Origin of the sequence: Methanocaldococcus vulcanius M7, assembly GCF_000024625.1 — an archaeon.
In the GTDB taxonomy this organism is placed as follows: Archaea; AGJL01; Methanococci; order Methanococcales; family Methanocaldococcaceae; genus Methanocaldococcus; species Methanocaldococcus vulcanius.
In genome coordinates this window covers 1,487,544-1,514,018 of record NC_013407.1, presented here as the reverse complement: position 1 = coordinate 1,514,018, position 26,475 = coordinate 1,487,544, and the positions used below count along the sequence as shown (strand labels likewise).

Here is a 26,475-nt window from a genome sequence, read left to right as displayed (position 1 = left end):
AGTAATTAATAACAAATACAAATAATTAAAAGCAATTTATACATATTAATCTGCAATACTAATACTCGAAATGGTGAGGATTTATGAAACTTATTAGGACATTGTTCTTCCTTATTTTAATAGGATTTATGTGTAAGATCAGTGGTGAGATCTATTACATCCACCCAAACACGATGAATATAACACAAGAAGGGAATTTTACATTTAAATTTACTGCGTTAGGGTTTGATACACTTTCAAATGAAATCTTAACCAATGGGCATATAAAATGGGATTTTGGAGACCTAACTGAAACAGATTATAACGCCCCCGTCTCAATAACTCACACCTATGATTTCCCTTTCCCTTATCCAGTAGCATGGTGTGGTTATCTAAATAATACGTTCTATCCAAAGTCATTAACTTATAACTGGATTATTGTAGGAAATGTTTCTGGAACTACGTATATATTTAATGGTAGTTCTTCGAATTCAAAAACAAACTGGGATGTTTCATATAACAGTAGCAGTAATACTGTCATAATAAAATACTACTCTGCAACACCAATCAACGTTAATTTTTACGGTTTGAGGGTAGATACTACACCAATAACTGTAAATGTTAGCAAAGATGAAATTGTAGAAGGAGATACAGTTAGATTTAATTTTTCAACTAATAAAAATATAATATTTTGTATGTGGAGTTTTGGAGACGGAACCTTTTCTTTTGAAAGATCTCCAGAACACACTTACACTACTTACGGATTCTACTCTCCGAGGGTCTTAGTTGTTGATGATTCTGGAGATGTGATGGTTGGTTATTTAAGTGAAGGAATAGAGGTTAAAAGACCGAGAGGAGGGTATTTATACGTTGTCTATGACCACTTAAATGTTGAGAATAGTTCAGGATATGTAAATAACGAAAATCCTGACATATTAGCATACAAAGTGAATGACACAATAACATTTACAGAAACTTCTGGAAGTCCTGCAGGTGAGATTAGATTTGACTTTGGAGACACTTCATTCGTCTCTACATATTCGGATTCAGCCACACATGTATATAAATTTCCATTTATGTTTCCAGTAGTTTGGTCAGGATGGGTTAATATTGGTGGAGAAATAAATTACATTATAAATTACGATTTTTTGATAGTTGGAGATGTAGGAAATACAAAATATAACTTTTTGCCATCATCAACTCATGATAAAACAACATTTAATGTTTATTATGATAAAATAAATCATGTCGTAAATATTTCATACTATTCGGACAATCCAAACCCTACTTATAATTTAAAAATTAGAGATGGGACTCATATAGAAATTCCTGTCCATGTAAGTAATTTAGATCCCGATGTAGGAGAGAGTGTGTCATTTTCTTATGACTATAATGGAACTCCAATATTTGTAATGTGGAGTTTTGGAGATGGTAGCTATTCATTTGAAAATAATCCAACACACGCATATTCAAAGGAAGGTTACTATAACGCTTATGTATTTATAATAGATAAAAATGGAAATGTAATTATTGGAGTTTCACCAATTATCGGTGTTGGACCCTCCTATTCAGGGAGTCCAGGATTTTATGTATATCCAACAACAGTTAAAACCCATCAACCTATTTATATATCGGTTGATGTTCCAGATAGTTTAAAAAATAAATGTAATCTATATGATGACATTTATTATTATAAATCCGAGAAGGTATGGATATTGTGGCCATGGTATTATTATGTCAAGTATTACTGTTATAAGTATTACATTAATTATGGCGATGGTACATCTATTTCAAAATATCCAATAGATTCGTTCAATTTAACACATAGCTACGCTAACGAAGGAAGGTACAGGGTCAGTCTAACTGTTTATGATGAATCAAGAACCGATTCCAAAATTTTAGGAGATGATTTTATAACATATCGTTCAACTGTAATAACCGTTGTAGATAATAAAAATCCAGTAGCAAATCTTTATATTTATCCAAATCCTGCAAGTTATAAAGATACAGTATTCTTTAATCCATTAAACAGTTATGACCCGGATGCAAATAGGAATATCCCAGATTATGTTTATGGAGGATATTATACAATCCCTCCTAACTCTCCAATGGCAAAAATCTACGGATTTAACTTAACTGTCTATGATTCTAAAGGAAATGAGGTATGGAACTATACGTCAAATGAGTTGAAAGTAGTATATCATCAATTTGATGTTGGAAATTATACTGCAAATTTAACGGTTTGGGATGGATTGGGGGGAGTTGGATCCGTTGTAGTTAATTTTAGTGTGATAGATAGGCCACCTGTTGCGAACTTTACTTACTACCCAACAACACCGAAGATAAATGAAAATGTAGAGTTCGTTTCATTATCGTATGATCCTGAAGGGAATATTTCTAAGTATGTTTGGAATTTTGGAGATGGATCAGAACTGATTACAACAAACCCGACTGTAAGTCATAAATACACCAAACCAGGAAATTATTTGGTAAAACTAACGGTCTTTGATCCATATAATTTAAGTTCTTCCATCTCTAAATATATAACTCTTACAGGAATTATTGCTGATTTTAACTATACTGAAAACAACAATACAGTTTATTTCACCGATCTTTCGGTAGTGAACCCTGGAAAGATCGTGTCTTGGTATTGGGATTTTGGAGATGGAACAAATTCAACAGAGCAAAATCCAATACATACGTATAAAGAAGAAGGTGCATATCTTGTAACTTTAACTGTTAAGAGTGATAATAACTTAACAGACAGCGTTTCAAAGATTGTGGTTATTTATCCAAATCCTAAATATCCTCCAATTGCTGACTTTACTTATAAGGTAAATGGAACTGTTGTAGAGTTTAACGCATCGCTGTCTCACGATCCAGATGGAAAGATCGTAAATTACACGTGGGATTTTGGAGATGGAACAACAAACACTACAAGTAGTCCTATTATCATACACAAGTATAAAGAAGAAGGTGCGTATCCTGTAATATTAACTGTTGTAGATAACAATGGACTCTCCGATTCACGAAGCAAGATAGTAAACGTTGGAAATGTAAGATGGCATAGTGTTCCAATACCAAACTACATTAACATACTTGTTATTGTTTCGACAGTATTCTGTATCTTCTATATTTTAAGGGGGTTGAAATGAGGAAAATACTTTCAAATAGGGCTCAGGTATCGTTGGAATTGGCATTGCTACTTGCAGTTGTGGTTGTGGTAGCTTCAGCAGTTGGATTTTATTATTTGAAATCAGTTGTAAATGGATCTAACACTGCAGAGATTACATCTAAAAATGCCACGATCACTGCAAAAAATAAAGCACTGGATAATATCTACAAAGCAAAGAGGGCGTTAAATGGATAAAAATAAAAACACTGTTTACCTACTGAGATTTTTAATATATTTTTTAATATTTTATGCTGTTTTAAAGGGGATTGAAGATCATTTATCCCTCATTTTAGCTTTAATTTTAGCTTATTTGACTGATTCTTATTATTATGCCAACACGATAGTAATAAAAAGCACAGTAATAAGTGTTAGTGCACCGTGCACATGTTCTCTGGAAATGGCGTTATTTTTGGGATACATCTTTGGAACACCGGATGTTCCTATTAAATATAAAGTAATATATGCCCTGTTTGGACTCTTTATTATAAATATGTCAAACATAATCAGGATGGCAGTAATCGCAAAATATTCATACATGCTTAATTACAAATTAATACATGATGCAGTAAGTTTCATCATCTTTCCTGTGGCGTTAATTTTAAATTTGATGTGGATAAAAATATTAATAAAATTAAATGTTATTAAAAATTCAAAAGGTGCAATGTATGATAAAAAAGCTAACATCTAAGAGAGGTTATGTTTTTACTTATGAAGCAATAATCATCGCATTTATATTTTTAAGTATTTTTTATATTGGCTATGCAGTTTATAGTTATAATTTGCTTACAGGAGTCGAGGAGAAAAAAAATGCGGAGCAGTACCATAAAGCAATCTTATTAAAGGATTTTTTTATAAAGAGTAGTTCCTTTCCTGGAAAGTATTATGTAGATTCATATTATAGAGATTTTTTAAATGATCTAAATATTCAAGAAAAAACATTTGATCCTCTAAATAACTTCTCCAAATTCAACGGTAGTGTTCAATTTATTATAAATCCAAATATATATGATGATGAATTAAGCGACTATTCAAACGACTTAAAAAACGCAGGTCTTCAAGAACTTAACTTTACATTTGGAACTAAAACATTCACAATTTACTCTAACGTGTATAATAATCCTCCAACAACATCTTCTCTTTCAATATCAGGAGATAATATCCTTTACTTTACAGAAAACGCATATATTCCAAAAATTACAGGTATGGGTTTTGGAAGTAATTTTAATCTTTATGGATGTGAGGGTGATCACATTTACTTTAAAGTAAACAGCGAAATAACATCCGCTTCTGCAAGAGTTATGACTTCCCAAAACAATAATTTTGCACAGTGGGCAGATTGGAAGTTCGCTTCCCCTATTGTTATAATTAATCAACTAAATCAGAGTTTAGATAACTATGATGTTAAAGTGGTGTTTGATTCAGAGGAGTATATTGCAAATAATCAGATGAGAGTGGATTGTGGAGATGTGAGATTTATTGATGAAAACGGAAATGAGTTGAACTATTGGATAGAGCCAAACACAATAAATACACACCATACCGTTGCATGGGTTAAAGTAAATTTAGCCCCGAATGAGCATAAGATAATATATATGCTCTATGGAAATCCAAATGCTAAAACCACAGCAAATGGTGAAAAAACATTTATGTTCTTTGATGACTTTTCTGAAAAAAAGATAGACACTACTAAATGGAAATACAACTTTAATAACCCATTGTTTTTAGATGACACTTATGCAAATGGAATGCCATTTGTATATTTAAGTTTGGACTACAACCAATACAATAATGGGAAGGATGATGCTCATATCATAACTTACCAAATATTTAATGATCACACCGCCATAAGATTTCACGCTAACTTTCATAAAAAATATGATGAGTGGGCTGGATTTTACGAATTAAATCCAGATGGCACTGACTATAACAGAGAGGTTATAACAAATTATCACTGGGGGGGAGAATATTTAAGGGCAGAGTCCTCAGTATCTGATGAAGATCATGATAGTTATATAGTATTGCAGGATTTAAGCTTGTATAACACATGGAACACTTATGAGATAGAGAGGAATGGAAAAACATCAGTTAACTTTATAATAGATCACGATGGAGAAGAAATTCATAAAATAATATACTCAAATATATATACAGGAGAGTTGCCGATTGCATTTTACGCAAGAAGGTTTGACGACTCAACAACATACGGTTATATTCCAACGAATGATGATGAGAAGAATGGAAATATAAGCATTGATTGGGTATTTGTTAGACCTTATGCTTTTCCAGAACCAAAGGTTAAATTAATGGCTTCTGATGTTATATTTACTGTTAATGGATATATTTATGAGAAGCCATTAAACTCCGTGTTTCGTTCCATAGATATAACCCCTAACTTGAAAACAGGAGTTAACGTGATTAGAATATTAAGCTCCCCACTACCTGTGAATTTTGAAATAAATATGGAAAACGATGCATTTTATTATTATTTGACATTGTCTCCAAGGAATATTACCATAATGGTGAAATCATGATTAATAGTATAGATTTAGCAATAGGAACGGCAATATTACTCGTAGGAATGGCTTATTGGACTGTTTCAATTACTGAACATAATAATAATTATGTAAATATTGTAAAAGAGGATTATATCTTTGATAAGGGAATCTCAGCAATGGAAGAACTTTCAAATGATGGAACATTACAGGATGCGGTTCTTCTCTACTATTTTGGAAAAAAAGATGAAGCAAAGAAATTAATTGAGAGTAAGCTTCCTTTTCATCATTATCTTTTATATATTGACAATAATCTTCTGATAAATAAATCAGGTGGGAATATCTCCTCAAATCTTTATGTTTTGGCCATACTAACACTAAATAGGAGTGAAGGATGGTATGTGATTTATGGGGATGAAAACTCAATAAACATATCCAAAGATCGATTTCTCGACTATACTGATGCTTACAATTGTCCAACTTATATAAATTACAAGATTCACATGCCTGTTTATCTTTCAAGAAATATTACCTCATCTAAGGTGAAGTTATACCTTCCTTCGTCATAGGTTGATTAATTAATAATAAAAGATTAAGTATACTAAAATATGAATGAAATATAATATAAACTGAATTAAAAATAAAAATTAGAGGAGAAACTATGTATTTCTCTCAAAATGCAATAATTTTGGTTATGTTAATGTTTGTTGTCTCAGCAGTGTTTTACTCTACAATAAATTATCAAACCAAAGCGGTAGAGGATGAAATAAAGATAAAAGAAGTTAGTATATATGAAAAAAACGTGAAGAACACAATAGACAGGAATATTAATAAAATAGTAGAAGATGCTTTTGTTAATGCGAGTTATAAAATAATGAAAAGTAGAAAGTTTTTCCCAAATGCAAAAGTTGCAGTAAATTATATAACCTCCTTTATTAAAAATGAAACCAATAAATCTTTAAAATGTATAGTTGGAAACTCTTCGAACATTACATTTGATGTTGGATCCTTTGATATAGAACCTACCGACGATCCCTTAAAAATAAGAGTTATTGGAAATATCGAATTGAGGTATACAGAAAGATTAAATAACGGAGAGATCGTTGGGTTAAAAAATATCCAAATAGATAAAGAAGTAAAGCTCTCGAGAATTCCAGATCCTTATGTTTATTTAAATAAATTTTACTATAAATGGGAATATGGAAGAAAAATAATATTAAATAATTTTCCAAATGATGACAAAAACCATACATTTTGCATAATATTAAATGATAGTAATTTTAATTACAATAGGATGTATAATGAAAATTCTCCAACAGAAATAAGAATAATCGGACGAAATTCCTCTACAGGGAGATGGAATGTTGTATTACCTTACTGGGTTCAAACGTGGAGAGAAGGAAATAATCACGTCTCTATAATATGGGTTAAGGTAAATAACAAAGAATTGCTTAATGTTAGTGAAGATTATATCTATCTTCTATATAACTCAACAACCCCCGTAGATAGAGAAGATCCAGAAAATACCTTTATCCTATTTGATAATTTTGATTACTTTGATCCAGATAAATGGAATGAATCTGGAGAGATCTTAATAAATAATAGTAAGTTGACAGTAGTGGCAGGAGCAGGTTCGAGTGTATTTTCAAAAGACACTTATGGAGAGGGCTATGAATTAATGTTTAGAGCAAATTTCAGCTACACTCCAGAGAATAACTCGGAATCTGCAGGGCTGTTTAACAAATTAGATGATACTGGAGGATATGGATGGGCATACTATGGAGATGGTGATTTTGAGATAGTGATGGGAGACGACTCCTATGGTATAGACAATACATTCGATTATATTAATAAAACTTATATTTATGATCTAATTTTAAATAACATTTCAAACCACCCATATATTGAATACAACATATATGATTCAACATTGAATTTAGAATATAGTAAAAGAGAAACAGGCAGTTTCGATGGGACTTATCCAATATCTATAAACGCCCTACCTCCAGAAAATAAAACATCTAATACAAACATTACAGTTGACTGGATATTTTTAAAGGATGTAAATAACATTACTGCAACAGTTGGAGCAGAAAACATTCAACCAATTACTTATACTGAAGAAAAACCAAAAACTTTCAATGGAGTTATTTATTATGGTGTTGGGGCTTATGATAAAGTATACAACGGAACATATTCAATTATAGGTCTCTTTACAAATAAATCTGATTATTGGAAGTATCCAACAACTGTGGGATATAAACCCCTTATAGAAGAAAACTAACAAATATCAACTTTTAATAAACTTTTTGTTTTTATTAAAAAAAGGTTAACGAAATTGAAGTTCTAAATTAAAAAACTGTTAAAATTTTTCATCTGATTTATTTAGCAACAACTAATAATAAGTATAATTACGATTGTTAACTGACTAAAATAAAAGGCAGATAAAAATTGAGAAGATATAGGCAGGTTAATGTCATTTTACTTAATTATTTGATTATTCTTATTTATTCTTCTCAATTGAAATTTTAACGATGTATTTTTTTCCTGTAGGTGTTTTTATCTCCCAAACCTTTTCGTAATCAGGAGTTAATGCTTCAACAAATTGCCCTCTAACTTCCCTTTCAACGATATTTTTAAATTCATTTATATCTATTCCTTCAACTTTTATTTTGATTTTCTCTTCAATGTCTAAATCCATATCTTTTCTCATCGATTGAATTCTTCTAATCACTTCTCTCATTAAACCCTCTTTTATCAACTCATCGTCAATTTCAGTATTTATAAATACAGTTCCCTTTGAAAACTCAACTCCTGATATATAATCTGGAATCTCCAATCTTACATCTACATAGTTCGGCTTTATCTCATATCCACCCAATTCAACACTTCCATCTTTCAATTTTTCAATTAGATCCTTCGGATCCACTTCATTTAACAACTTAACAATTTTTGGAACTTCGCTTCTGTATCTTTTACCTAACTCTCTGTAATTTGGCTTTATTATATATTTACTACCTTCAACTTCTCCAAATCTGATATTTTTAATATTGCCTTGCTCTTTTATTATGTAAGAATATTTCTCAACTGCTTTTTTAACTTCTTCACTTCCAGCGATAGTTATCTCTTTTATTGGATACCTCAGAGTGTATTTTATCCTATCCCTTCCTCTGTATATTGCATCAACTATATCCCTAACTATTGCCATATCTCTCTCTAACTCCTCATCTATGAACTCTTCATCAACATCTATCTTATTCATAAAGATACTCTCTTCCATATCCTCTGTTTTTAGATTTTGATACATTGCCTCAGCAGTGTGTGGAGATACTGGAGCTAATATTGTGGCTAACTTTAATAATACATAGTAGAGTGTTTGATATGCTGCTAATTTATCAACATCCTCTTTTTCTTTCCATGTTCTATCTCTTATTAATCGAATATACCATCTACTTAGATCATTCAATATGAAATCCTTTAATGTCCATGTGTATGTGTGGAAATAAGGAACTTCAAGATTTTCAACTGCTATCTTAGCAACACTGTTTATCCTACTTAAAATCCACTTGTCTTCGTCTTTTAAATATTTAAAATATTTTTCATCTGGTTTAAAATCATCTAACACCATATAATTAACTGCAAACATATAGGCGTTCCATAAAGTATTAAACAAACTTAAAACATCATCCATCTCACTCCAAACAAACCTTAAATCCTCCCAAACCTTGTTTGCACTTAATAAATAGAATCTCAACAAATCAGCCCCATATTTTTCAACGACATCATCCGGATTAACGATATTTCCCAAACTTTTACTCATCTTGTCTCCTTTCTCATCTAAGGTAAAGCCATGCATCAAACATTTTTTATAGGGAACGTCTCCAAACACTATTTCGGAAAGAGCATGCTGTGAATAAAACCACTTGGTAACTTGATCGTTTCCTTCAGTTATAAAGTCAGCTTTTTTAAGTTCTTTTATTCCGATTGATGCATAAGGAGCCAAACCAGAGTCAAACCAAACGTCTAAAACATCTCCCACTCTCTTCATTTCCCCTCCACATTCGCATCTCAACTTTATTTTATCAACTGTTGGTTTGTGTAAATCATTAATCTCTCCAACTTCATCTTTATTTATCATCTTTTCCTCTAATTCTTTAACGCTTCCCACAACTATATATTTTCCGCACTTCTCACACACCCAAACAGGGAGAGGAATTCCCCAGTATCTTTGCCTACTTATGTTCCAGTCCCCGACAAACTTAACCCCATTTATATATCTTGTCTCAACCCAGTGAGGGATCCAATTAACTGTTTTAGCGTGCTCTATGATATTTTCCTTGATCTTTGATATTTCTAAGAACCACTGTTCTGTTGCTCTAAACAAGAGAGGGGTTTTACATCTCCAACAGTGAGGATAGCTGTGTTTTATCTTTCCAGCATATATCAGCAATCCTTTATCTTTTAATGTTTCGATTATTTCAACATCTGCCTCTTTAACAAAAACTCCTCTCCATTTTCCTTCTGTATATTTTCCTTCATCATCTATTGGAGAATAGATTGGCAAATTGTATTTTTTACCAACTTCGAAGTCCTCTTCCCCATGTCCTGGGGCAGTATGAACTAACCCAGTTCCTCCATCTAAGGTTACATGCTCTCCTAAGATGATTGTATGAGCGTTTTCTAATTTAGCAAAATCCTTCTGCTTATCGTTCTCCTCTAACAATGGGTGGATATATTTTATCCCCTCAAGTTCTTTTCCTTTAACTTTTTTGATTATTTTGTAGTTTTTGATGTTATGAGTTTTTTTAGCTTTGTTTATAACTTCTTCAACTAACTTTTCAGCAATAATCCAGACCTCTTTTTTGTTATCATCAAATTCAACTTCTATATAGGCATAATCATACTCAGGATGAACAGTAACTGCTAAGTTTGCAATTAAAGTCCATGGTGTTGTTGTCCAAATAACAACATAGGTGTTTTCTTCATCTGCTAATTTGAATTTTACATAGACAGAAGGGTCGTAAACCTCTTTATACTCTCCCCTGACCTCATGTTCAGCCAAAGCTGTCTCACATCTTGGACACCAATAAACAACCCTCAAGTCCTTAGTTAATAACCCATTCTCATGTGCTTTTTTTAAACTCCACCAGCCGATTTCCATATACTCCTTGGTTATTGGCATGTATGCATTTTCCCAGTCCAACCAAACTCCCAAATTTTTAAATTGATTTTCCATAATCTCTTTGTGTTTTAAAGCGAATTCTTTACATTTTTCAATAAATTTATCTACTCCAATTTTTGTTTCAATTTCTTTCTTGTTTTTTATTCCGAATTCATTTTCAACTTTAACTTCTATTGGCAATCCATGCATATCCCATCCTGCCTTATCTAAAACATTATATCCTTGCATTCTCTTAAATCTTAAATAAGTGTCTTTAATTATCTTATTCCATGCAGTTCCTAAGTGTATAGCTCCAGAACAGTATGGAGGGCCATCAACAAAATAAAACTCCTTATTTCCTTCATTTTTTTTCTTTACCTTTTGATATATGTTGTTTTCTTCCCAGAACTTTTTTATCTTTTTGTCTAATTCTCTAAAATTTACTGGTTCGACTTTTTCCATTTAATCACCTCATATTGGAAATTATATCTGAAACTATATCATCTAAATTGCTTTTAAAGCTTTTTAATTTACTTATTCTTGAAACAATCTTGTTTAAATATTTATTTTGTGGTATTGGATCATCTTTTGTATTTTCTTCTGAATCATCTGGGAGGGACTGAATCTTTTTTATTATTTTTTTATCATCTATATTTGCAATTTTACACAACTCCATGCATGTTTTTTTCACGCTTAATCCATTTTCAACTACAATGTTTAACAACTCTTCATAACTTATTTTCTCCTCTATTACTTTCCAATACTCCTCAAATATATTGCTTTCTATGATAAATTCGATTACTTCCAATATTTTTATACTTAGGTCAAGTTTTAGGAGTTCTGAGGTTATGCAGTTTTCTTCGTTTTCAAGTTCAGCGATCTCTTCCAAATTTTCAGAATCATTTGATCTCAATTCGTTTAATTTTATCCTAAGATCGTTTAATTTTCTAAGTTTGTGTTCCCCCAGTTCTATCATTTCTTCTTTTCTGTTTTTTATTTCAACTAAGGTAGGATAGCTTTCTAAATCCATTAAATCACCCCACAATTAGAAGAATAATTACCATATTTAATAAAAGTTATAATTAACATTTACCTTAATTAAAATTAAAATTTAAAATTTATATTTAAAAATATTATCTATTAGAATATAAATTAATATTTAAAATTATTTCAAACATATGAAAATATATTAATGAGGATAGGTCAATAGATAATATTCTCAAAAATTAAAATAAAAATATAAACGTTTGGCTCTTATTTTTTCTTTTCCTTTTTCTTCGATTTGTAGTATCCTTTTAACACAGGTAATTTTGGAAAATCATCTAACAGTTTATAATAAACCTCTCCGTATCTTTCGCTAACTACCACAATATGTGCAGGAGGATGGATCTTTCTAATTTTGTCTATTGCCTTGGGTGCTTTTTCAGCGACTTTTGCTAAGCATGCTGTCTTACATGGCTTTTTTACTTCTCCCAAGATATGACTCAAAATCTCGTCAGCTGCCTCTGGAACAATAATTTTCGGTTTTCCAATGATCGTTAATTCTGCATGCCTGTCGACATCAGCCAGGGCATTCTTTAATTTTTCATAACTATCTCCTCTTATCAAAAGTATCGTCATAACCATCCCTAAACGTGTTTTTATTATTTTTTAAGTTTTTTTATTTTATTCTTTTTCTATTACCAAAGTGTAAGTCGTTATGTTTTAAATACTCTTCGAGCATAAAGGGAAAGTCAGAGGCGTTAACAAACCTCAACCCCAACCTTTGAGCCCATTTTTCTATTCCTCCATCGCTTGCTACTACTGCTGCATCCAACTCCTTTGCCAGAAGAAGAACATCTAAATCAGGGGCACTATCTAAGGTTCCAACTCTTAAAGCACTTCTGTATTTATTTCTAAAAGTATTTATTGTTTTTGAAAGAACTTTATTTAGGATCTCATTTTTATTCATCTCTGGATGTTTTTTAGATAATTCATAAACCATATCTGTGGCTTTTATTATATGATCTTCTCCAATTCTCATTCCCTTGTTTATTCTTTCTCTCAGATCTTTAACATACTCGTAAAAAATCTCTGATGGAATTTTTATTTCATATCTGTTTGGTGTTTTTTTAACAAGCCAGGTATCAACTTTAACCATAACATCTTTTGGGCAGTTCTCGCTTTCTAAAAATCCCATTAGTTCATTATAGACAGTTGGATATGGAATATGGCAAGAGATATTTAATTTTGTTCTTGCTTCTGCTATCAGATCCATAACCTTGTCTGTTAGTTCGGTAATCGTTTTAACCCCCAATGCTTTTCTAACTGACGGTTCGGTAAAAGCACTTGTGTCTAAGCAGAATCTCTGTTTTTGCATACTTCTCCCCAAAATTTAGTTTCTATTGAAATTCATATCTGAAAAGTTTCACTTTCTATTAAATGAAAATTATATGATTTTCATAAAGATTTATAAGCAACTATATTGTTGTTATTTTATCTATTCATATATTAAGAGACATCAAGGGACTGAAAGTTCCTTTAATGCCCAAGTCGTTTTGATAAAACTTTCTTAAAGTTTCACTGCAAGTATTTTTATCTTTGCAGGATAGTTATTTATATATTTTGATAAGATCTCATTTGGAATTTGTGCTTCTAATTTGGATAAAAGACGCTCCTTAAAATGCCTTGAGAATCCATATGGTAGGGAATTTTTTATCTCCTCTATGCTGTTGAAAGGTCTCTTTCTCTCCAAAATTTCAGCAACATTGCTCGGTAAGTATCTGTATAGATCGAATTCATTAGCAGTTTCTAAGATTCTATCTTCAAATCTTCTTAATATTAAATCATTTAGTTTTCCACTTTTATAGAGTTCTTTTAAAATTTCCAATGTAGTTTCTGGAAGCATATCTTTGATCTCTTCAAATTTTCCCTTGAATATTGCTTCTCTAATTTTAGTTCCACTTATCCCTTCCAATCTCTTAACAAAAACAAATTTTGGATTAAATTTTAACCCTTCTCTGTTGAGTTTGTAGATCATCTGAGACATTGAAGCAATCACATAGTTATCTATGTTCAACTTCTCTCCCAAGATCTCTCCTGTCTCTATGCAAATAATTTTATATGGCTTAATACGTATGTGATAACCTTTATTTATACAATTAATAATCTTTTCCATCGTTTCTTCTGGGATATAACCCCGTGGGATTATTTCAGCTCCCAGGGTGTAGAACATTTTTATTAAACATCTCATATACTGTCCAGAACCCATAATTCCCATAGGCGGGCCTTCAACAACAATATCTGCTCCTGCTTTTATTGCCATCTCTGCCCTTATGTGTCTGTTTAAAAAATAAGGAACTCCTCTTCCACTTCTCTCTAATGGGGCAGGCAATACACTAATAAAAATTCCATATTTTTTACCTTTTTCTAATGCATACTTATGTCCTTTATGTAGTGGGTTGTATTCAGTAAAATCACAGACAATTTTATCTTTTCCTTCTCTGTTTTTTATTTCTTCAACAATTTTTTTAAAATTTTTAAAAGATCTTTTATCTTTTCTTTTGCTATCTGTTATGATTTCCTCCCTATCTTTTAAAAAATTTTTTAACTGGTTTGAATAGATCAAATCTATACTCATAATTTCACCGATAACCATAAAATTTATATATGAGAAGTTAGATTCTTATTGATGCTGAGGGCCCATGGTCTAGCTGGCTATGACGTCGCCCTTACAAGGCGAAGGTCGCCGGTTCGAATCCGGCTGGGCCCACTATTTATATGTTCGTTGTTTTTCTTACATTTTGTTGTTTTGTTTTTATCTTTTTTTATTTTTCTAAAATCGTTATATTAAAAAATGGTTAGATGATGCTAACTTATTTGTGTATTTGTATATGATATTTTATTAATTGACAAATTGTAAAAAATAAAATAAAGAATATAAAATAGATAATAAAATAAAATATTAAATAAAATATTATATGTTAAACAATTTGATCAAGTTTCTTTATTGAGTCAGGGTCGATTACGATTATTAAATAACATTTTATTGGAAATCTTCCAACGATCTCAACTTTTGTATCAAATAGCATAACAACGTCTGTTTTCTCGGCTATTTCTGTAATGAGGGACTCCACAATTGTGAAACCAAGTTCTTTTATAAATGTTGGGGGTGTTATATCGATAACTCCATTTAGTTCATTGGCAAAAACATTTAAGAAAGCAGAGATTACGATGTTGCCAACTTCTCCTATTAATGCACTTTCCATCTCGTCATAGTCGGGGAGTTCTGATTTACTAACCATACTGTCCCAAAGTATGTCAAGTAGCATAAGTTTTTCCAATTTTACAGAGTCCTTTTCTGGAAGTAAGATTAAACTTTTTCCACTTAATACTCCATTAAAATCAATTCTAACGGCTTTGTATGGTTCATCTCCGAACTGTTCTGGGATAAATTCAACAAGAGCAAACCTTAAACCTAAAAAATAAACTTCTACATTTTCCCCGGTTAGTTCCATAAAAGATCTTGCCATATTTTCGGCAGCTTCTTTTCCAAGTTCAATTAATTTATTTATTGGCTTTATTAAGCTCATATTTACCACATTAACAACTTTTCATTTAAGATAAAAGTTAAATTGTAAAATTTTAGCGAATTATTACACTCATATCTTTATTGTGGATATTTACTATTAATTTTCATATTTTACACTTAGTTTGTCTTGAACCTCCCCCTTGCTTATTGCATCAAATAGTATTTTTACTGATTCGTGCGGTAGGACGATTAATACATCAAAGCCAGTTCCTACTTCACATATATGTAGGGTAGATCTGAATGCCATTATTATGTCGTCGTCATCTATCTTATTTTCATTAAAGATCTTCTCTAATAGCTCTTTTCCAGATCCTACAATGAATGTAGGTGGGGACATCGTTAATGATGTATTCATAAAATTAGCAAATGAATCCACATATGCAGATATTAATATATTGCAAATTTCATTAATAGCAGAGATCTTCATATCATCCATTTCATCGGTGTCTGATTCCATTCCCATACCCGAAAGCATGGCCTTTGACAACTTTACTGCTGAATCTTCAGAAAATATTAAAACACCCGTTCCATTAATATCTCCAGTAAAGTCAATTTTTGTGAATACTTTTTTATCCTCCCCATATTCATCTTTTATTTCTTTTGGAGTAATTAATCTAATATTAAAGACCTTTAACTCTGCAGAATATCCTGTCATATCTGAAATGAACTTCATTGCCTTTTCAGATGCATATTTCCCCACGTTTTCTATTTTACTTAACCCCTCCAAGTCAAAATGTCCTATAACTTTATCAGATTGCATGTTATCCTCCAATGTTGTTTCAATAATGTTTTTTACAATAACCTCCCAAGATTTTGGAGATATTTCTACACATCCGTATTTCATAGTTCTCACGCATTGATCTGATTTTAATTTCTAATAATTGCTTGTTATATGTCTCTATTCGTATATTGCCATTCCTAAATATTGATTAATAAACCCCCACGTTATCTTAATAATTTTTTATATATTCTACAATCATTTTAAATCTTCAAATCTAAGCTAATATATCAATTTTCATCGGACTATAATTTCAATCATTATTTATCATTTTTATAAATAGAAATAAATAGAAAATTATTTAGTCAGGGAATAGTTTGTTTAACTCTTCAAGAACCTTAGGTGCTTGGAATGGTTTTACAATATATCCATCAGCTCCTGCCTCTATTGCTTCAATAACCTTTTTCTCCTGATCTATTGATGTGCACATAACTATCTTAACGTTTGGTAGTATCTTTTTTATTTCTCTTGTTGCAGTGATCCCATCCATTTCCGGCATTACAATGTCCATGGTTATTAAATCTGGTTGTAATTCTTTCGCTTTTTCAATCGCCTCTTTTCCATTTGATGCCTCTCCCACTACAACGAACTTTCCAGTTGGAGTTAATATTTTCTTCAAAATGTTTCTCATAAATGCAGAGTCATCCACTACCAATGTTTTTACAATATTTGCCATTTCCTACCACCTCAATTTTACTAACGCTAATTTTACTTTTTAATGGTTTTTTTGATATATATTATTTTTGCTTTTTCTTTTATCGTTAACAAATATTCAAATATTATCGAAATATAGATTTAGATGGGATATTAAAATTTTTAAAGGATTTAGTGGAGTTAGAAATTGGTTACAATATAGTTAGTAACTGCTCTACCTTTTTCTGACAATTCTACTTCTTTTCTGATTCTAACTAAATTTAATAGCCCTTTATCTATTAACTCATCAAGGATTCTTTCAACTTCATCAACGTCCATATTTAACATATTTGGTAACTCTAAGGGAGATATTCCCGTATACAATGCCATCAGTATTTCTTGCTCTTCAGGGCTTAATTTTTCTACCTCACTTTTTATTTTTTCTCCAGACCAGCTTTCAGCTGCGAATTCTGAGGTTAATTCGTCTTCTGATTTTGGAAGTAGGTCTTTTACTGTATTTTTGTATTTTGTAAGTGTGGCTATGTATCTTAAAACAAAGAGTCGCTCTCTTTTTTCAATGTATAGGTATGATGTTATTGTCTCGTTTGATTTTATTTGTTTTATTTCTAAAACTTCTGCTTCTTCATTTTCATTTATTAACTTGGTTTTTAATCGTATTGATTCTATATTGGAAAATAAGTTATATATTTTCGGTTTTCCATTTTCTAAAACTGCTACTGCCAAGATCTCCCCACTTGAAAGGGCACTTTTTCTCTGAACGAATATTAAATACCCATCCTCCCACTTAACATTTGGATCAATACTACCTCCTTTTATTGCTCCATATTGGATTTTTATCTCTTTTTTATTTAAAAGAACATAAAATACTTTTCTAAGAAAGTTTTCTATTGGTTTTCTCCCATATATGGATGTTTCAGGGGCAAATCCAACCATTGTTTTGTCTGACTCTGGAGGTCTGAATGTTATAGAGGAGTGATAGGTTATATCCTCCAACGACGATTTTGCAACCTCTATTGCCCTCCTTGGAAGTTCAGCCCCCACATCTTCAACATGTTGGAGCTCTACTTCTACTTTTTTGTTTGGAAATATAAAATTTATTTTATCTTCATACAGTATAATATCTAATTTTTCCCATTTTAAAACTGGATTTTTCATAGTGTATTGGTTTAACAAAATCCCTTTTCCGTTAAATACTGCAACTTCTTTCGGTTTTCTTGCCATAATGTCCTCCCCCCTATGGAAATATATTGAAAAATTTTTTATACATATTTTAAAATTTTTATAGGTTTAAGGGCTTTAATTATTGCCATTGCCCTATGCTTATTATATATGTTTAAAGCATATTTATCATACTTTCGGTCTTACTATTAACTGTCGCTAAGAAACTCAATTTAAGGCCAATTATGTTTTGTTGTTTATTACTTTGCAGATCTTGTCAACTTTGAACCTTCTTGATAACTCTGAAGCAATTTTAGCAGTTTCTTCCAAGTCGAGAATTATATCTCTAAATGCTGAAATTGCACTGTTAAGTTCTTCTGTTGAGGCAGTTAACTCTTCAGCAGTTGCAGCAAACTCTTCAGAGATTGAAGCAATATCTTGAACATCTCTTAATGACTTTTCTACATTCTCTACTGAGGTTTTTGCAGCATTTTTAATGTTATCTATAACCTCCTTGGTTCTATCTACCGCCTCCTTTATTTTTAGAAATGCGTTATTAACTTCATCTATTGCAATAACCCCTCTATCAACTTCATTTTTTCCAGTTAATCCTAAATCAATTGTTTTTTCAATGGCAGTTCTTATTTCTTCAACTGTTCTATTTATATCTTCAACTGATTTTCCGATCTCTTCGGCTAAACTCTTGATCTCACTTGCAACAACAGCAAAACCCCTTCCTGCCTCTCCAGCTCTTGCCGCTTCAATAGAAGCATTTAAAGCCAAAAGTCCTGTTTGCTCAGCAATATCTTTAATTAAAGCAGTAATTTCATTGATTTTTTGGCTTTTTCTTCCTAATTCTTCGAGTGCCTTTCCTAATTCATCAATAACGTTTGATATTCTTTGCATTGTTTCAATAGCATTTTCTACATTTTTCACTCCTTCATTCGATTTTTCTTCTACTTCATTTATTGCAACAACTCCCTCTTCAGAGGCCTTTAAAGTTTCTTCAGAAAGTTTTGCAGTATATTCTAACTCCTGCGTTAGATCTTGCAGTTTATTGGATTGATCTGTTGCTGCTACCGCAACTTGCTGTGCTGCATCAGCGATCTGATCCGATGTCTCTCTCAATTTCTCGACTTCTTCGTTAGCTCTTTTGATCTCATCTTCTAACTTAACAACGGTGTTTGTTAACTCACATACCATCATCGATAACTTATCTAACGCCCTATTGATGATCTTTTGAACCCTGTTTCTTTCTCCGCTTTCATCCATCCTTGCAGTAAGATCCCCGTTTATAATTGCATTCATTACTTTTTCAATATCTTTTATAAGTTTTCTTAATTCTTTTCTGCTTTTTTGGATTTCATCCACTTTTTCTTTAAAGTTGAAGTATACATACTTTATGTTATAATATACCTTCCCTATCTCATCATTCTTGTTAAACTTTATGTTTGGATTTCTCTTTATGTTTGTTTTTCCTTCGGCAAATTCCTTAGTAACTCTTTCAAGTTCACTAAGTTGATCAAATACTGTTTTCTTCATAAAGAAGATAAAGATCCCTGCTGTTATTATTGCTAAGATATTAAAAGCGATTAGTATTTCCATTAAGTTAGATGAATGTAGAATTAAAATCGAGAATAATATTATTAAAATTACATATGTGAAAATTATCATTAAGATCTTTGCTTTTACAGTCAAATTCATATTCCCTCCCCCCTTGCATGCGACATAAATATATAGTAGTATTTTTATAGTTTTTATTGTCATAATATTTGATTTGGTAGAGATTAATTAAAATATTTATTATAATGTTAAGTTGAATCATTCCCACTGAAATAGTATTTAACGAGGAGATATATATCTTTTATTTTTTGGGTTCAATTTTACAAAAATTTAAAAAGATAATACGAAAATCGATAATCCAATAAATAACTTGGATATTTAACTTATGTATTGTGTGATATGATTAGGAATTAGCTATTAAAATTAATTAGTAAATATATAAATAATTAATAATAATTAATAATAAAATTAGTATAAAAATAATTGACAGCGATATTGAATATCTGAGGGGGGAGGTGCTAACGATGAACGATAACATAGATAAAAATAAAAATGATTGTAAAAATTTGGATTTAGAGATTGCTTTAAAACTTGATCAGTCAATAAACTACCTATTAAACAGTGCTATAAATTTTAGAAAAGGAAATGAGGATATGGCTAATTTAATAAGTCAATTGAATCCTGTCTTAGACAACGTAGAAAAAACACTGGATATTGTTGAAGATAAATACAATCAAATATTGGAAAGATATAAAAATGGGGGAAGCTTAAATCCTGATATTCTTGAAAAGTTTGTTGAAAATTTAGAAAATCTGACACACGTTATTGAAAATATTAAAAAAATAACAAAAAACTTGAACTTAGAAATTGAAAAACATTCTACTTCAATATCAAAATTAGATGAAACGATAGCAAAATTAAAAACAGTTAATTCTGATGCGTCAAATCGAGTGATGTTAGAATTTGAAAAGGCGTCTGCAATAATAGAATCTAACAAAAAAATGTTATCAGAGATCTCAAAGAAAAATCTTGCATTGGAAGAACGTTTAAAAGATTTACTCTTAGATTTAGATAACACACTAAACGAATGTAATCATTAAATAAAATAAATATTCAAAAATAAAAATAATAAAATGTGTGGGGGTTTGAAAATGTCAAATCAAGATATGGGGAGGGGTATATTTAATTTAAAAAATTTATCAAAAATAAACTCAGAAGTTGCTATTGATGAAGTAGAAGCCCTGATCTCGGAGATGAATAATTATATTGCAGAGATTCAATATGGGTTAGAGGCCTCTAATGAAAAGATAAGTATGGTTATTATAGAGTTATATGAACTTAAAAAGATTTTAACAAAATATTTAGAGCATTTAGATCATATAAAAATACTATTGGAGAACTCAAATGAGTCGATTAATGAAGTATCTGTGGAACTTTTAGAGGTAAGGCAACTCGCCACAACATTTTCAAATAAAGTTGAAGAACGACATAAAAATATTGAGAAAAAAACCAATATCCTTAAAAAAAGATTAACTTATCTAACATCCTTAATAAGTGCGTTCAACAAATCTCACGAGTTTATTGAACGAGAGTTAAATATTATTGAGATATTAGTATATGTAGTTATTTTAATGTCATTTGTTGGAGTTTTCATAAATTTTAATAAACTGTTTTAATATTTAATACTTTTAACTAATGTTAGAATTCGGGTGGTTTTTATGGAGCAAAGTAATGAGACCACTGAAAACCAAATTCAGAAGGATGATCTAATAGATAGAGCTAAAAATCTTGAAAAACTTGCAAGTAGTTTATACAATAAGTTAAAAACTTCGAATCTTCCCAAAACTGATAATAAGGATAACGATAATGAAGAAAAAAACACAGAAGAAAGTAAAATAAATGATAATAAAAACGATACGGATTTAGATTTAAACAATAATGAGGAAGATATAAGAAATTCAGATAGCGAAGAAAGAATAAAAAATGGGGATGAAATAAAAGAGATAAATGAAAAATTAGATAAAATATTGGAAATTGTGAAAAATAATGGATATGAAAGAATAGAAAACATGTTAAAAGAGGTTTTAACTAAATTAGAAAATCTAAAAAAGGTAGATCTATCTGATGAGGCATTAGATCAAATATCTGATAAAATTAAAAAAATATATGACTCATCAAAAATGGAGCTAATGGAAAAATTAGATAAAATAATAGCAAACACTGAGAACTACTCTTCAAAATTAGATAAGCTATCTGATGAAGTAGATACCATATCTGAAAAAATAGATACAATGTCAGAGAAAATCAAGGAGCTAATGGAAAGTGGGGGAGTGAAAGTTGTTGATGTCATAAAATTAATAAAAGAAATATATCAAGGAATAGATGATATTAAAAAACTTCTAAATAAATGTGATGAAGAAAGCTTAGATAGAGCTATTGAGATAGTTGATGAAATAAACGGAAAAATAGATAATTACCTAAAGGAAATTGAAAAAGAACTCTCTTCATAGAGTTATATCCTTTAAATGCCTTGTATTCGTGGTATTGGTTATTTTTTGAGTTTTGAATTTTAAATTTAAAAATCGGGATATAAAAATAAATCGATTAAAATATCCAAAATAATAAGATGTTGGAGGGTCCCTTACGGGTTCCCCTCCAACACAACGACGTGTCAACGCAGGATGTAGGATACCCAAAGATGGTTAGCGTTGCACGCCCACCCCAATAATCTAATCTGTTTCTCTCATATATATACTTTATTATCTCGAACATCTATATTCTTTAATATGTTTATAACATTTCTTTAACTTTCTTGATAAGCATTTTCAATATCTCACTATCTGGTAAAACACCTTCTGGAGGATCTATAACCTTTTTCAAGGGGATTGGGACACCATCCATTCTATAAGCAGTTCCCGGAACTTCAACCCCAGCAATTGCCGGAGGGATAATTATATTTGCTAACTGAGTTGTTGGTGTTTCATGAGGATCAATACAAACCAGTGGAATCTTTGCCATATGCTTAACTGCCTTTTGTGGGAAGTGTGCTCCAGGGTCTGAAGCGATGTTCAACATCATATCAGTTTCTCCTCTCTGCAAGAGATCATTAGCCGTTGTCTCTCCGGGGTTGTATCTTGGATACCCTCTTGAAAAATCAACTCCAAACGGATAACCAGTAACCCACGTTAGAACTTGGTTGAATCCATTTACGTTGTAGTGTCCTCTCATTGGCATTAGTCCGAATTTTGTGTATGCGTTTAAATCAATAACCAACTGAATAGCGTTATCAATATTCCTATGCTTACCTCTTGTCATCGTTACTCCCATAGCGAAGAACAACTCTCCAAACTGAGCATTTTTACAAACTTCTACTGCCTCATATATTAAGTCAGCTGGAACGCCAGCAACTTTATCCACTTGCAATTCAAAGCCCTTTAATACAGCCCTCATTGCACTAACCAACTCATAATCCTTATGTGGCTCAACTTGTAAGTGAATATCAGCCAACTTTGCAGTATCTGTTTCCCTTGGATCAACAACAATCAAAGTCCTATCCTCTCTACCCCTCTCTCTGAAAAATCCTCTCGCAAATATTGAATACCTACTCATATGCCTTGGGTGGGCATGCATTGGATTAGAACCCCAAAAGATAACAACATCAGCTCTATTTTTAACCTCTCCTAAGGTACAGACAGGGTATCCTACATCCTGCAAAGCCATAACTGAAGGTCCGTGTCAAACACTCGCAGTGTTATCTATAACTGCTCCAACTAATTCAGCCAACTCAACCCCATACATCTGAGCGTGGCATTCAGTAGCACTCCATCCATATATCAAAGGAAGGGATGACTCAGTTAATAGTCGTGCTGTCTCTTCTATTGCTGTCTCATAGTCAACTTTTTTAAAATTATCTTTTTTATTTTCCCTCATCAATGGTTCTGTGTATCTAACTGCTCCTTCAAAGTGCATAAATTTAGCGTTTCCAATCCTACACGCGTGTCTTGTTCCAACTATGTGGTTGTCTTCAACTAATATTTCTAAATCATCACACAAAGTCCCACAGAATGGGCAGACAACATTTCTAACAACTTTTACCATAAGGGATTCACCCCTGATTTTTATTTTATCTTAACTCTAAAACTTTTTTCTCTTTTTTTTCTTTTTCTGCTATGCTTAGGCAGAGTAGGCACATTACGCAGTATCCTTTTAGTGGTAGTTTGCCTCTTGATAGTCGTAGTGTTTTCATTGGGCAGACTTCTACGCATTTTCCACATTTATCACACAAGTATGGGCTGAATTCGATTCTGTTGTATTCTTTTCCGTTGTGTTCTATTTTACCAAGTTTTAGAGCTCCTGTTGGGCATGCGACGGTGCAAGCTCCGCAGACGATGCACATTCTTACTTCTCTTTTCTCTTCATCAACGATGATTGCTTCTGTTGGACAGACGGAGGCACATTTTTTCAATACGTCAAAGTCCTCTTCTACGATGACTAAACCCTCGTCAGTTATTGGGTGTGGGGAGCTTAGTTTAACCTCTAAATCTAAAGCATTAACTGGGCAGGTGTTAACGCAGAGTTTACAGGCGGGGCATGATTTTGGTGGCACTACGATCATGTTGTTTTCATCAACTTTGATCATATCTCCTGGGCAGATTTCGACGCATTTTAAGCAGTAAACGCATTTTTCTGCATCAACTTCGAATTTTTTAACCTCTTTCCTCCTTTTTTTAGGAATCTTTCCAGCCACGAAAATTGCATTCCACGGACACGTTTGAGCGCAAATACTACAATAAACACACTTACTCTTATCAATAACCGCCTTACCATCCTCTAACGTTATAGCTCCTACAGGACACTCAGGAACACAAACTCCACAACCCACACAATCATCAGTAACGACAATTGGTTCTTTTGGAGCTTTAACTTCCTTCTTCGGTTTATCAATCACTCCAGGTATTGAGATGATCTCTATTGGGCAGACGTCAATACACTTCTGACAAAGAACACAATGCCCCTTCGAGTAAGGGAAAGTATCATCAACCCTCTTTATACCAATAGGGCAAGCATTAGCACAAGCCCCACACTTTTCACACTTATGAGCCAAATAATTAACCCTCTTCAACTTCTTCCCATTAACCTCAATCTCTTCTTCCATCAAAGCCCCAGTCGGACAAACCATAACACACTCCATACACAAATCACAAACCCTAAAACTATCTATATCAATCGCCCCAGTAGGACACTCCGCCTGACAAGCATAACAAACCAAACAAACATCCCTCTGAATCACTATGCTCATTAATCTCATCCTCCTAAAAATTATACGCTAAAATCCACAAAAAGGATTTTAGCAAATCCCTCTGCATAGAGGGGAAGAGCCCACAACCTCCCAAATGGGTTCGGTTGTGAGCTTATTCTTTAATAACCTCAATAATTTTGTTTCCTTTTTCATCTTTTACTATTATGTGAGCAGCACATGAGTATCAAGGATCATAAGCTCTTAAAACCATTTCTATTAAGTTTAATTTTACTTCATCAACTTTTACTGTGCTTTTTTCTGTCATTTTATCACCGTAATTACTTTGATGATCGTTAATTTTTTCTCATTTTTTTATTTTTTTATTTATTTTTTATTGTATTTTTGTTTGTTTATTTGAATATCTCTTGTGCTGCTTGTTGTATTGCTTTTTCCATAGTTGGGACGTTGTGGGTTGTTGCAACTATCATGTTTGCTTTAATTACTATTCCATTGTCGTCTGTTTCGTAGTTGTGGATTAGAACACCTCTTGGAGCGTAGACAACCCCAACACCGTTTCCTGCTTTTGGTTCAACATCTGTTTTGATGTCATCGGATGTTATACTGTTATCTTCCAAGAGTGTTTTTGCTCTTTCACATGCACTTAAAAGTTCTATTAATCTTGCATGGTGGTAAGCTAATGATTGATTTGCTGGAAATCCAAAGATCTCTAAAAATTCTTTTCTGTATTCTTCTGCAAGTGGGGTCTCCATTTCATCACAAACGTTTAGCATTGCTAATGGCCCAACCCTATAAACTCCTTCAGGATAGCCGACTTTTTTGTAGTAAGGGTGTTTTACATAGTTGTATGGGACTACGTATTCTCCAATATAGTCCAAATATTCTTCCGGTTTAAACTCAACTTTTTCTTTTCCATCAGGAGATAAGAATCTTAATGTATCGTCATAGAAGTTATGTTTTCCATCTTTAACTAAACCGAGGTAGTATGTGTCTATAACTCCAAGTGTTTTTATCTGATCCATGAATTTTTCGTTTATCTGTTTTATGAGTTCTACTCCGTTTTTTCCATATTCTATCATCTGATCTACTTCTTTTAATAGGGCATCTCTTTCTTCTTCTGTAAGTGGTTTTGATTGTCCTCCTGGAATTCCTGTAACGGGATGTATTGCTTTTCCTCCGACGGCTTCAACTATACTTTGACCAAATTTTCTTAGAGCAATTGCTTGTTTAGCAACTTCTGGGGCCTTATCTATAACTCCAACAACGTTTCTTATTGCTGGATCTGCATCTACTCCAAGAACGAAGTCAGGAGCCGCTAAGAAGTAGAAGTGCAAAGCGTGGCTGTGAATCATGTTTCCTACAAGCATTAATTCTCTTAATTTTTTAGCTACTTCAGGGATTTCAACACCCCAAGCACTGTCTATCGCTTTTACACTTGCTAAGTGGTGGGCTGTCTGACAAATACCACAGATTCTCGGAACGATTCTTGGAACTTCCTCAGCTGGCCTTCCAATAACAAACTGTTCGAATCCTCTTAATGCTGTTATATGTAGCTTAACGTCTTTTGGTTTTCCGTCCTCGTCTAATGTTATTGTAACCTTTCCGTGCCCTTCTAACCTTGATAGGGGCTCAATTACTATCTTCCCCATAAATTCACCCTTATTTTTGTATTTTATATTATCTATATT

The 26,475-nt window shown here is 32.0% G+C and carries 23 protein-coding genes and 1 tRNA gene; 10 read left to right on the top strand and 14 right to left on the bottom strand.

Translation table 11 applies throughout. The annotated features are described in order from the left end of the window. Positions 1-83: 83 nt before the first annotated feature. The 6 genes from METVU_RS07425 (at position 84) to METVU_RS07400 (ending at position 7,930) form a co-directional block, all read left to right on the top strand. Positions 84-3,134, top strand: coding sequence for a PIP-CTERM sorting domain-containing protein (locus METVU_RS07425; protein ID WP_015733582.1), 3,051 nt, complete (start codon positions 84-86; stop codon positions 3,132-3,134). Beyond that, positions 3,131-3,349, top strand: coding sequence for a class III signal peptide domain-containing protein, archaeosortase D/PIP-CTERM system-associated (locus tag METVU_RS07420; RefSeq protein WP_015733581.1), 219 nt, complete (start codon positions 3,131-3,133; stop codon positions 3,347-3,349). Before METVU_RS07425 ends, METVU_RS07420 begins: the two co-directional genes overlap by 4 nt. Beyond that, positions 3,342-3,842: an archaeosortase D gene (artD, locus tag METVU_RS07415; RefSeq protein WP_015733580.1), complete on the top strand. Its 501-nt coding sequence runs from the start codon at positions 3,342-3,344 to the stop codon at positions 3,840-3,842. The genes METVU_RS07420 and artD overlap by 8 nt, the downstream gene beginning before the upstream one ends. Further along, positions 3,820-5,685 carry a DUF2341 domain-containing protein gene (locus METVU_RS07410; protein WP_015733579.1) on the top strand — a complete coding sequence of 622 codons (1,866 nt, stop codon included), beginning with the start codon at positions 3,820-3,822 and terminating at the stop codon, positions 5,683-5,685. Before artD ends, METVU_RS07410 begins: the two co-directional genes overlap by 23 nt. Further along, a complete protein-coding gene (locus tag METVU_RS07405; RefSeq protein ID WP_015733578.1) occupies positions 5,682-6,215 on the top strand; it encodes a hypothetical protein in 534 nt (177 codons plus the stop codon). The genes METVU_RS07410 and METVU_RS07405 overlap by 4 nt, the downstream gene beginning before the upstream one ends. A 92-nt stretch (positions 6,216-6,307) precedes the next feature. After that, positions 6,308-7,930: a DUF2341 domain-containing protein gene (locus METVU_RS07400; RefSeq protein ID WP_015733577.1), complete on the top strand. Its 1,623-nt coding sequence runs from the start codon at positions 6,308-6,310 to the stop codon at positions 7,928-7,930. 219 nt (positions 7,931-8,149) lie between these two features. On the opposite strand, the gene ileS is transcribed toward METVU_RS07400, so the two are convergent. The 5 genes from ileS to METVU_RS07375 all read right to left on the bottom strand — a co-directional run bounded on the left by ileS (position 8,150) and on the right by METVU_RS07375 (position 14,444). Then, on the bottom strand, positions 8,150-11,269 hold the full coding sequence (ileS, locus tag METVU_RS07395) for an isoleucine--tRNA ligase (protein WP_015733576.1): 3,120 nt from the start codon (positions 11,267-11,269) through the stop codon (positions 8,150-8,152). A gap of 4 nt (positions 11,270-11,273) precedes the next feature. Next, positions 11,274-11,837: a hypothetical protein gene (locus METVU_RS07390; protein WP_015733575.1), complete on the bottom strand. Its 564-nt coding sequence runs from the start codon at positions 11,835-11,837 to the stop codon at positions 11,274-11,276. Positions 11,838-12,061: 224 nt separating this feature from the next. Further along, positions 12,062-12,427 (bottom strand): DUF356 domain-containing protein, encoded by a 366-nt coding sequence (locus METVU_RS07385; RefSeq protein ID WP_015733574.1) that lies wholly within the window; start codon positions 12,425-12,427, stop codon positions 12,062-12,064. A gap of 40 nt (positions 12,428-12,467) precedes the next feature. Next, positions 12,468-13,166: an RNA ligase partner protein gene (locus tag METVU_RS07380; RefSeq protein ID WP_015733573.1), complete on the bottom strand. Its 699-nt coding sequence runs from the start codon at positions 13,164-13,166 to the stop codon at positions 12,468-12,470. Between the two features lie 192 nt (positions 13,167-13,358). Then, positions 13,359-14,444 (bottom strand): nucleotidyltransferase family protein, encoded by a 1,086-nt coding sequence (locus tag METVU_RS07375; RefSeq protein WP_015733572.1) that lies wholly within the window; start codon positions 14,442-14,444, stop codon positions 13,359-13,361. A gap of 40 nt (positions 14,445-14,484) precedes the next feature. Between METVU_RS07375 and METVU_RS07370 the strand changes: the two genes are divergently transcribed. Next, positions 14,485-14,558, top strand: a tRNA-Val gene (locus METVU_RS07370). A gap of 211 nt (positions 14,559-14,769) precedes the next feature. On the opposite strand, the gene METVU_RS07365 is transcribed toward METVU_RS07370, so the two are convergent. The 5 genes from METVU_RS07365 to METVU_RS07345 all read right to left on the bottom strand — a co-directional run bounded on the left by METVU_RS07365 (position 14,770) and on the right by METVU_RS07345 (position 19,671). Continuing rightward, positions 14,770-15,378 (bottom strand): chemotaxis protein CheC, encoded by a 609-nt coding sequence (locus METVU_RS07365; RefSeq protein ID WP_015733571.1) that lies wholly within the window; start codon positions 15,376-15,378, stop codon positions 14,770-14,772. A 96-nt stretch (positions 15,379-15,474) separates the two neighbouring features. Then, on the bottom strand, positions 15,475-16,221 hold the full coding sequence (locus tag METVU_RS07360) for a chemotaxis protein CheC (protein ID WP_015733570.1): 747 nt from the start codon (positions 16,219-16,221) through the stop codon (positions 15,475-15,477). A 235-nt stretch (positions 16,222-16,456) separates the two neighbouring features. Continuing rightward, the gene (locus METVU_RS07355) at positions 16,457-16,831 is read right to left on the bottom strand and encodes a response regulator (RefSeq protein ID WP_015733569.1); all 375 of its coding nucleotides are present in this window, start codon (positions 16,829-16,831) and stop codon (positions 16,457-16,459) included. 158 nt (positions 16,832-16,989) lie between these two features. Further along, the gene (locus METVU_RS07350) at positions 16,990-18,030 is read right to left on the bottom strand and encodes a CheF family chemotaxis protein (RefSeq protein WP_015733568.1); all 1,041 of its coding nucleotides are present in this window, start codon (positions 18,028-18,030) and stop codon (positions 16,990-16,992) included. Between the two features lie 180 nt (positions 18,031-18,210). Next, positions 18,211-19,671 carry a methyl-accepting chemotaxis protein gene (locus METVU_RS07345; protein WP_015733567.1) on the bottom strand — a complete coding sequence of 487 codons (1,461 nt, stop codon included), beginning with the start codon at positions 19,669-19,671 and terminating at the stop codon, positions 18,211-18,213. Between the two features lie 383 nt (positions 19,672-20,054). On the opposite strand from METVU_RS07345, the gene METVU_RS07340 reads away from it, so the two are divergent. The 3 genes from METVU_RS07340 to METVU_RS07330 are packed head-to-tail and all read left to right on the top strand — an operon-like array spanning position 20,055 to position 22,040. After that, positions 20,055-20,630, top strand: a complete 576-nt coding sequence (locus METVU_RS07340; protein ID WP_015733566.1) for a hypothetical protein — start codon at positions 20,055-20,057, stop codon at positions 20,628-20,630. Positions 20,631-20,681: 51 nt separating this feature from the next. Then, entirely contained in the window at positions 20,682-21,206 is a 525-nt protein-coding gene (locus tag METVU_RS07335; protein WP_015733565.1) for a hypothetical protein, read from the top strand. 42 nt (positions 21,207-21,248) lie between these two features. Continuing rightward, on the top strand, positions 21,249-22,040 hold the full coding sequence (locus METVU_RS07330) for a hypothetical protein (RefSeq protein WP_015733564.1): 792 nt from the start codon (positions 21,249-21,251) through the stop codon (positions 22,038-22,040). Between the two features lie 280 nt (positions 22,041-22,320). Here the strand turns inward: METVU_RS07330 and METVU_RS07325 are convergent, their stop codons facing one another. The 4 genes from METVU_RS07325 to vhuA all read right to left on the bottom strand — a co-directional run bounded on the left by METVU_RS07325 (position 22,321) and on the right by vhuA (position 26,436). After that, positions 22,321-23,628 (bottom strand): formylmethanofuran dehydrogenase subunit B, encoded by a 1,308-nt coding sequence (locus METVU_RS07325; protein WP_015733563.1) that lies wholly within the window; start codon positions 23,626-23,628, stop codon positions 22,321-22,323. Between the two features lie 25 nt (positions 23,629-23,653). Then, positions 23,654-24,829 carry a F420-non-reducing hydrogenase associated-polyferredoxin VhuB gene (gene vhuB, locus METVU_RS07320; protein ID WP_015733562.1) on the bottom strand — a complete coding sequence of 392 codons (1,176 nt, stop codon included), beginning with the start codon at positions 24,827-24,829 and terminating at the stop codon, positions 23,654-23,656. A gap of 112 nt (positions 24,830-24,941) precedes the next feature. Continuing rightward, positions 24,942-25,094 (bottom strand): F420-non-reducing hydrogenase selenoprotein subunit VhuU, encoded by a 153-nt coding sequence (gene vhuU, locus METVU_RS09150; RefSeq protein WP_015733561.1) that lies wholly within the window; start codon positions 25,092-25,094, stop codon positions 24,942-24,944. A gap of 85 nt (positions 25,095-25,179) precedes the next feature. Further along, on the bottom strand, positions 25,180-26,436 hold the full coding sequence (gene vhuA, locus METVU_RS07310) for a F420-non-reducing hydrogenase Vhu subunit A (RefSeq protein ID WP_015733560.1): 1,257 nt from the start codon (positions 26,434-26,436) through the stop codon (positions 25,180-25,182). Positions 26,437-26,475 lie beyond the last annotated feature (39 nt).

Bases quoted from the DNA above. Each gene is read 5' to 3' on its own strand.
- METVU_RS07425 (WP_015733582.1), top strand. From the start codon at position 84: ATGAAACTTATTAGGACATTGTTCTTCCTTATTTTAATAGGATTTATG.
- METVU_RS07420 (WP_015733581.1), top strand. From the start codon at position 3,131: ATGAGGAAAATACTTTCAAATAGGGCTCAGGTATCGTTGGAATTGGCA.
- artD (WP_015733580.1), top strand. From the start codon at position 3,342: ATGGATAAAAATAAAAACACTGTTTACCTACTGAGATTTTTAATATAT.
- METVU_RS07410 (WP_015733579.1), top strand. From the start codon at position 3,820: ATGATAAAAAAGCTAACATCTAAGAGAGGTTATGTTTTTACTTATGAA.
- METVU_RS07405 (WP_015733578.1), top strand. From the start codon at position 5,682: ATGATTAATAGTATAGATTTAGCAATAGGAACGGCAATATTACTCGTA.
- METVU_RS07400 (WP_015733577.1), top strand. From the start codon at position 6,308: ATGTATTTCTCTCAAAATGCAATAATTTTGGTTATGTTAATGTTTGTT.
- ileS (WP_015733576.1), bottom strand. From the start codon at position 11,269: ATGGAAAAAGTCGAACCAGTAAATTTTAGAGAATTAGACAAAAAGATA.
- METVU_RS07390 (WP_015733575.1), bottom strand. From the start codon at position 11,837: ATGGATTTAGAAAGCTATCCTACCTTAGTTGAAATAAAAAACAGAAAA.
- METVU_RS07385 (WP_015733574.1), bottom strand. From the start codon at position 12,427: ATGACGATACTTTTGATAAGAGGAGATAGTTATGAAAAATTAAAGAAT.
- METVU_RS07380 (WP_015733573.1), bottom strand. From the start codon at position 13,166: ATGCAAAAACAGAGATTCTGCTTAGACACAAGTGCTTTTACCGAACCG.
- METVU_RS07375 (WP_015733572.1), bottom strand. From the start codon at position 14,444: ATGGTTATCGGTGAAATTATGAGTATAGATTTGATCTATTCAAACCAG.
- METVU_RS07365 (WP_015733571.1), bottom strand. From the start codon at position 15,378: ATGAGCTTAATAAAGCCAATAAATAAATTAATTGAACTTGGAAAAGAA.
- METVU_RS07360 (WP_015733570.1), bottom strand. From the start codon at position 16,221: ATGAAATACGGATGTGTAGAAATATCTCCAAAATCTTGGGAGGTTATT.
- METVU_RS07355 (WP_015733569.1), bottom strand. From the start codon at position 16,831: ATGGCAAATATTGTAAAAACATTGGTAGTGGATGACTCTGCATTTATG.
- METVU_RS07350 (WP_015733568.1), bottom strand. From the start codon at position 18,030: ATGGCAAGAAAACCGAAAGAAGTTGCAGTATTTAACGGAAAAGGGATT.
- METVU_RS07345 (WP_015733567.1), bottom strand. From the start codon at position 19,671: ATGAATTTGACTGTAAAAGCAAAGATCTTAATGATAATTTTCACATAT.
- METVU_RS07340 (WP_015733566.1), top strand. From the start codon at position 20,055: ATGAACGATAACATAGATAAAAATAAAAATGATTGTAAAAATTTGGAT.
- METVU_RS07335 (WP_015733565.1), top strand. From the start codon at position 20,682: ATGTCAAATCAAGATATGGGGAGGGGTATATTTAATTTAAAAAATTTA.
- METVU_RS07330 (WP_015733564.1), top strand. From the start codon at position 21,249: ATGGAGCAAAGTAATGAGACCACTGAAAACCAAATTCAGAAGGATGAT.
- vhuB (WP_015733562.1), bottom strand. From the start codon at position 24,829: ATGAGCATAGTGATTCAGAGGGATGTTTGTTTGGTTTGTTATGCTTGT.
- vhuA (WP_015733560.1), bottom strand. From the start codon at position 26,436: ATGGGGAAGATAGTAATTGAGCCCCTATCAAGGTTAGAAGGGCACGGA.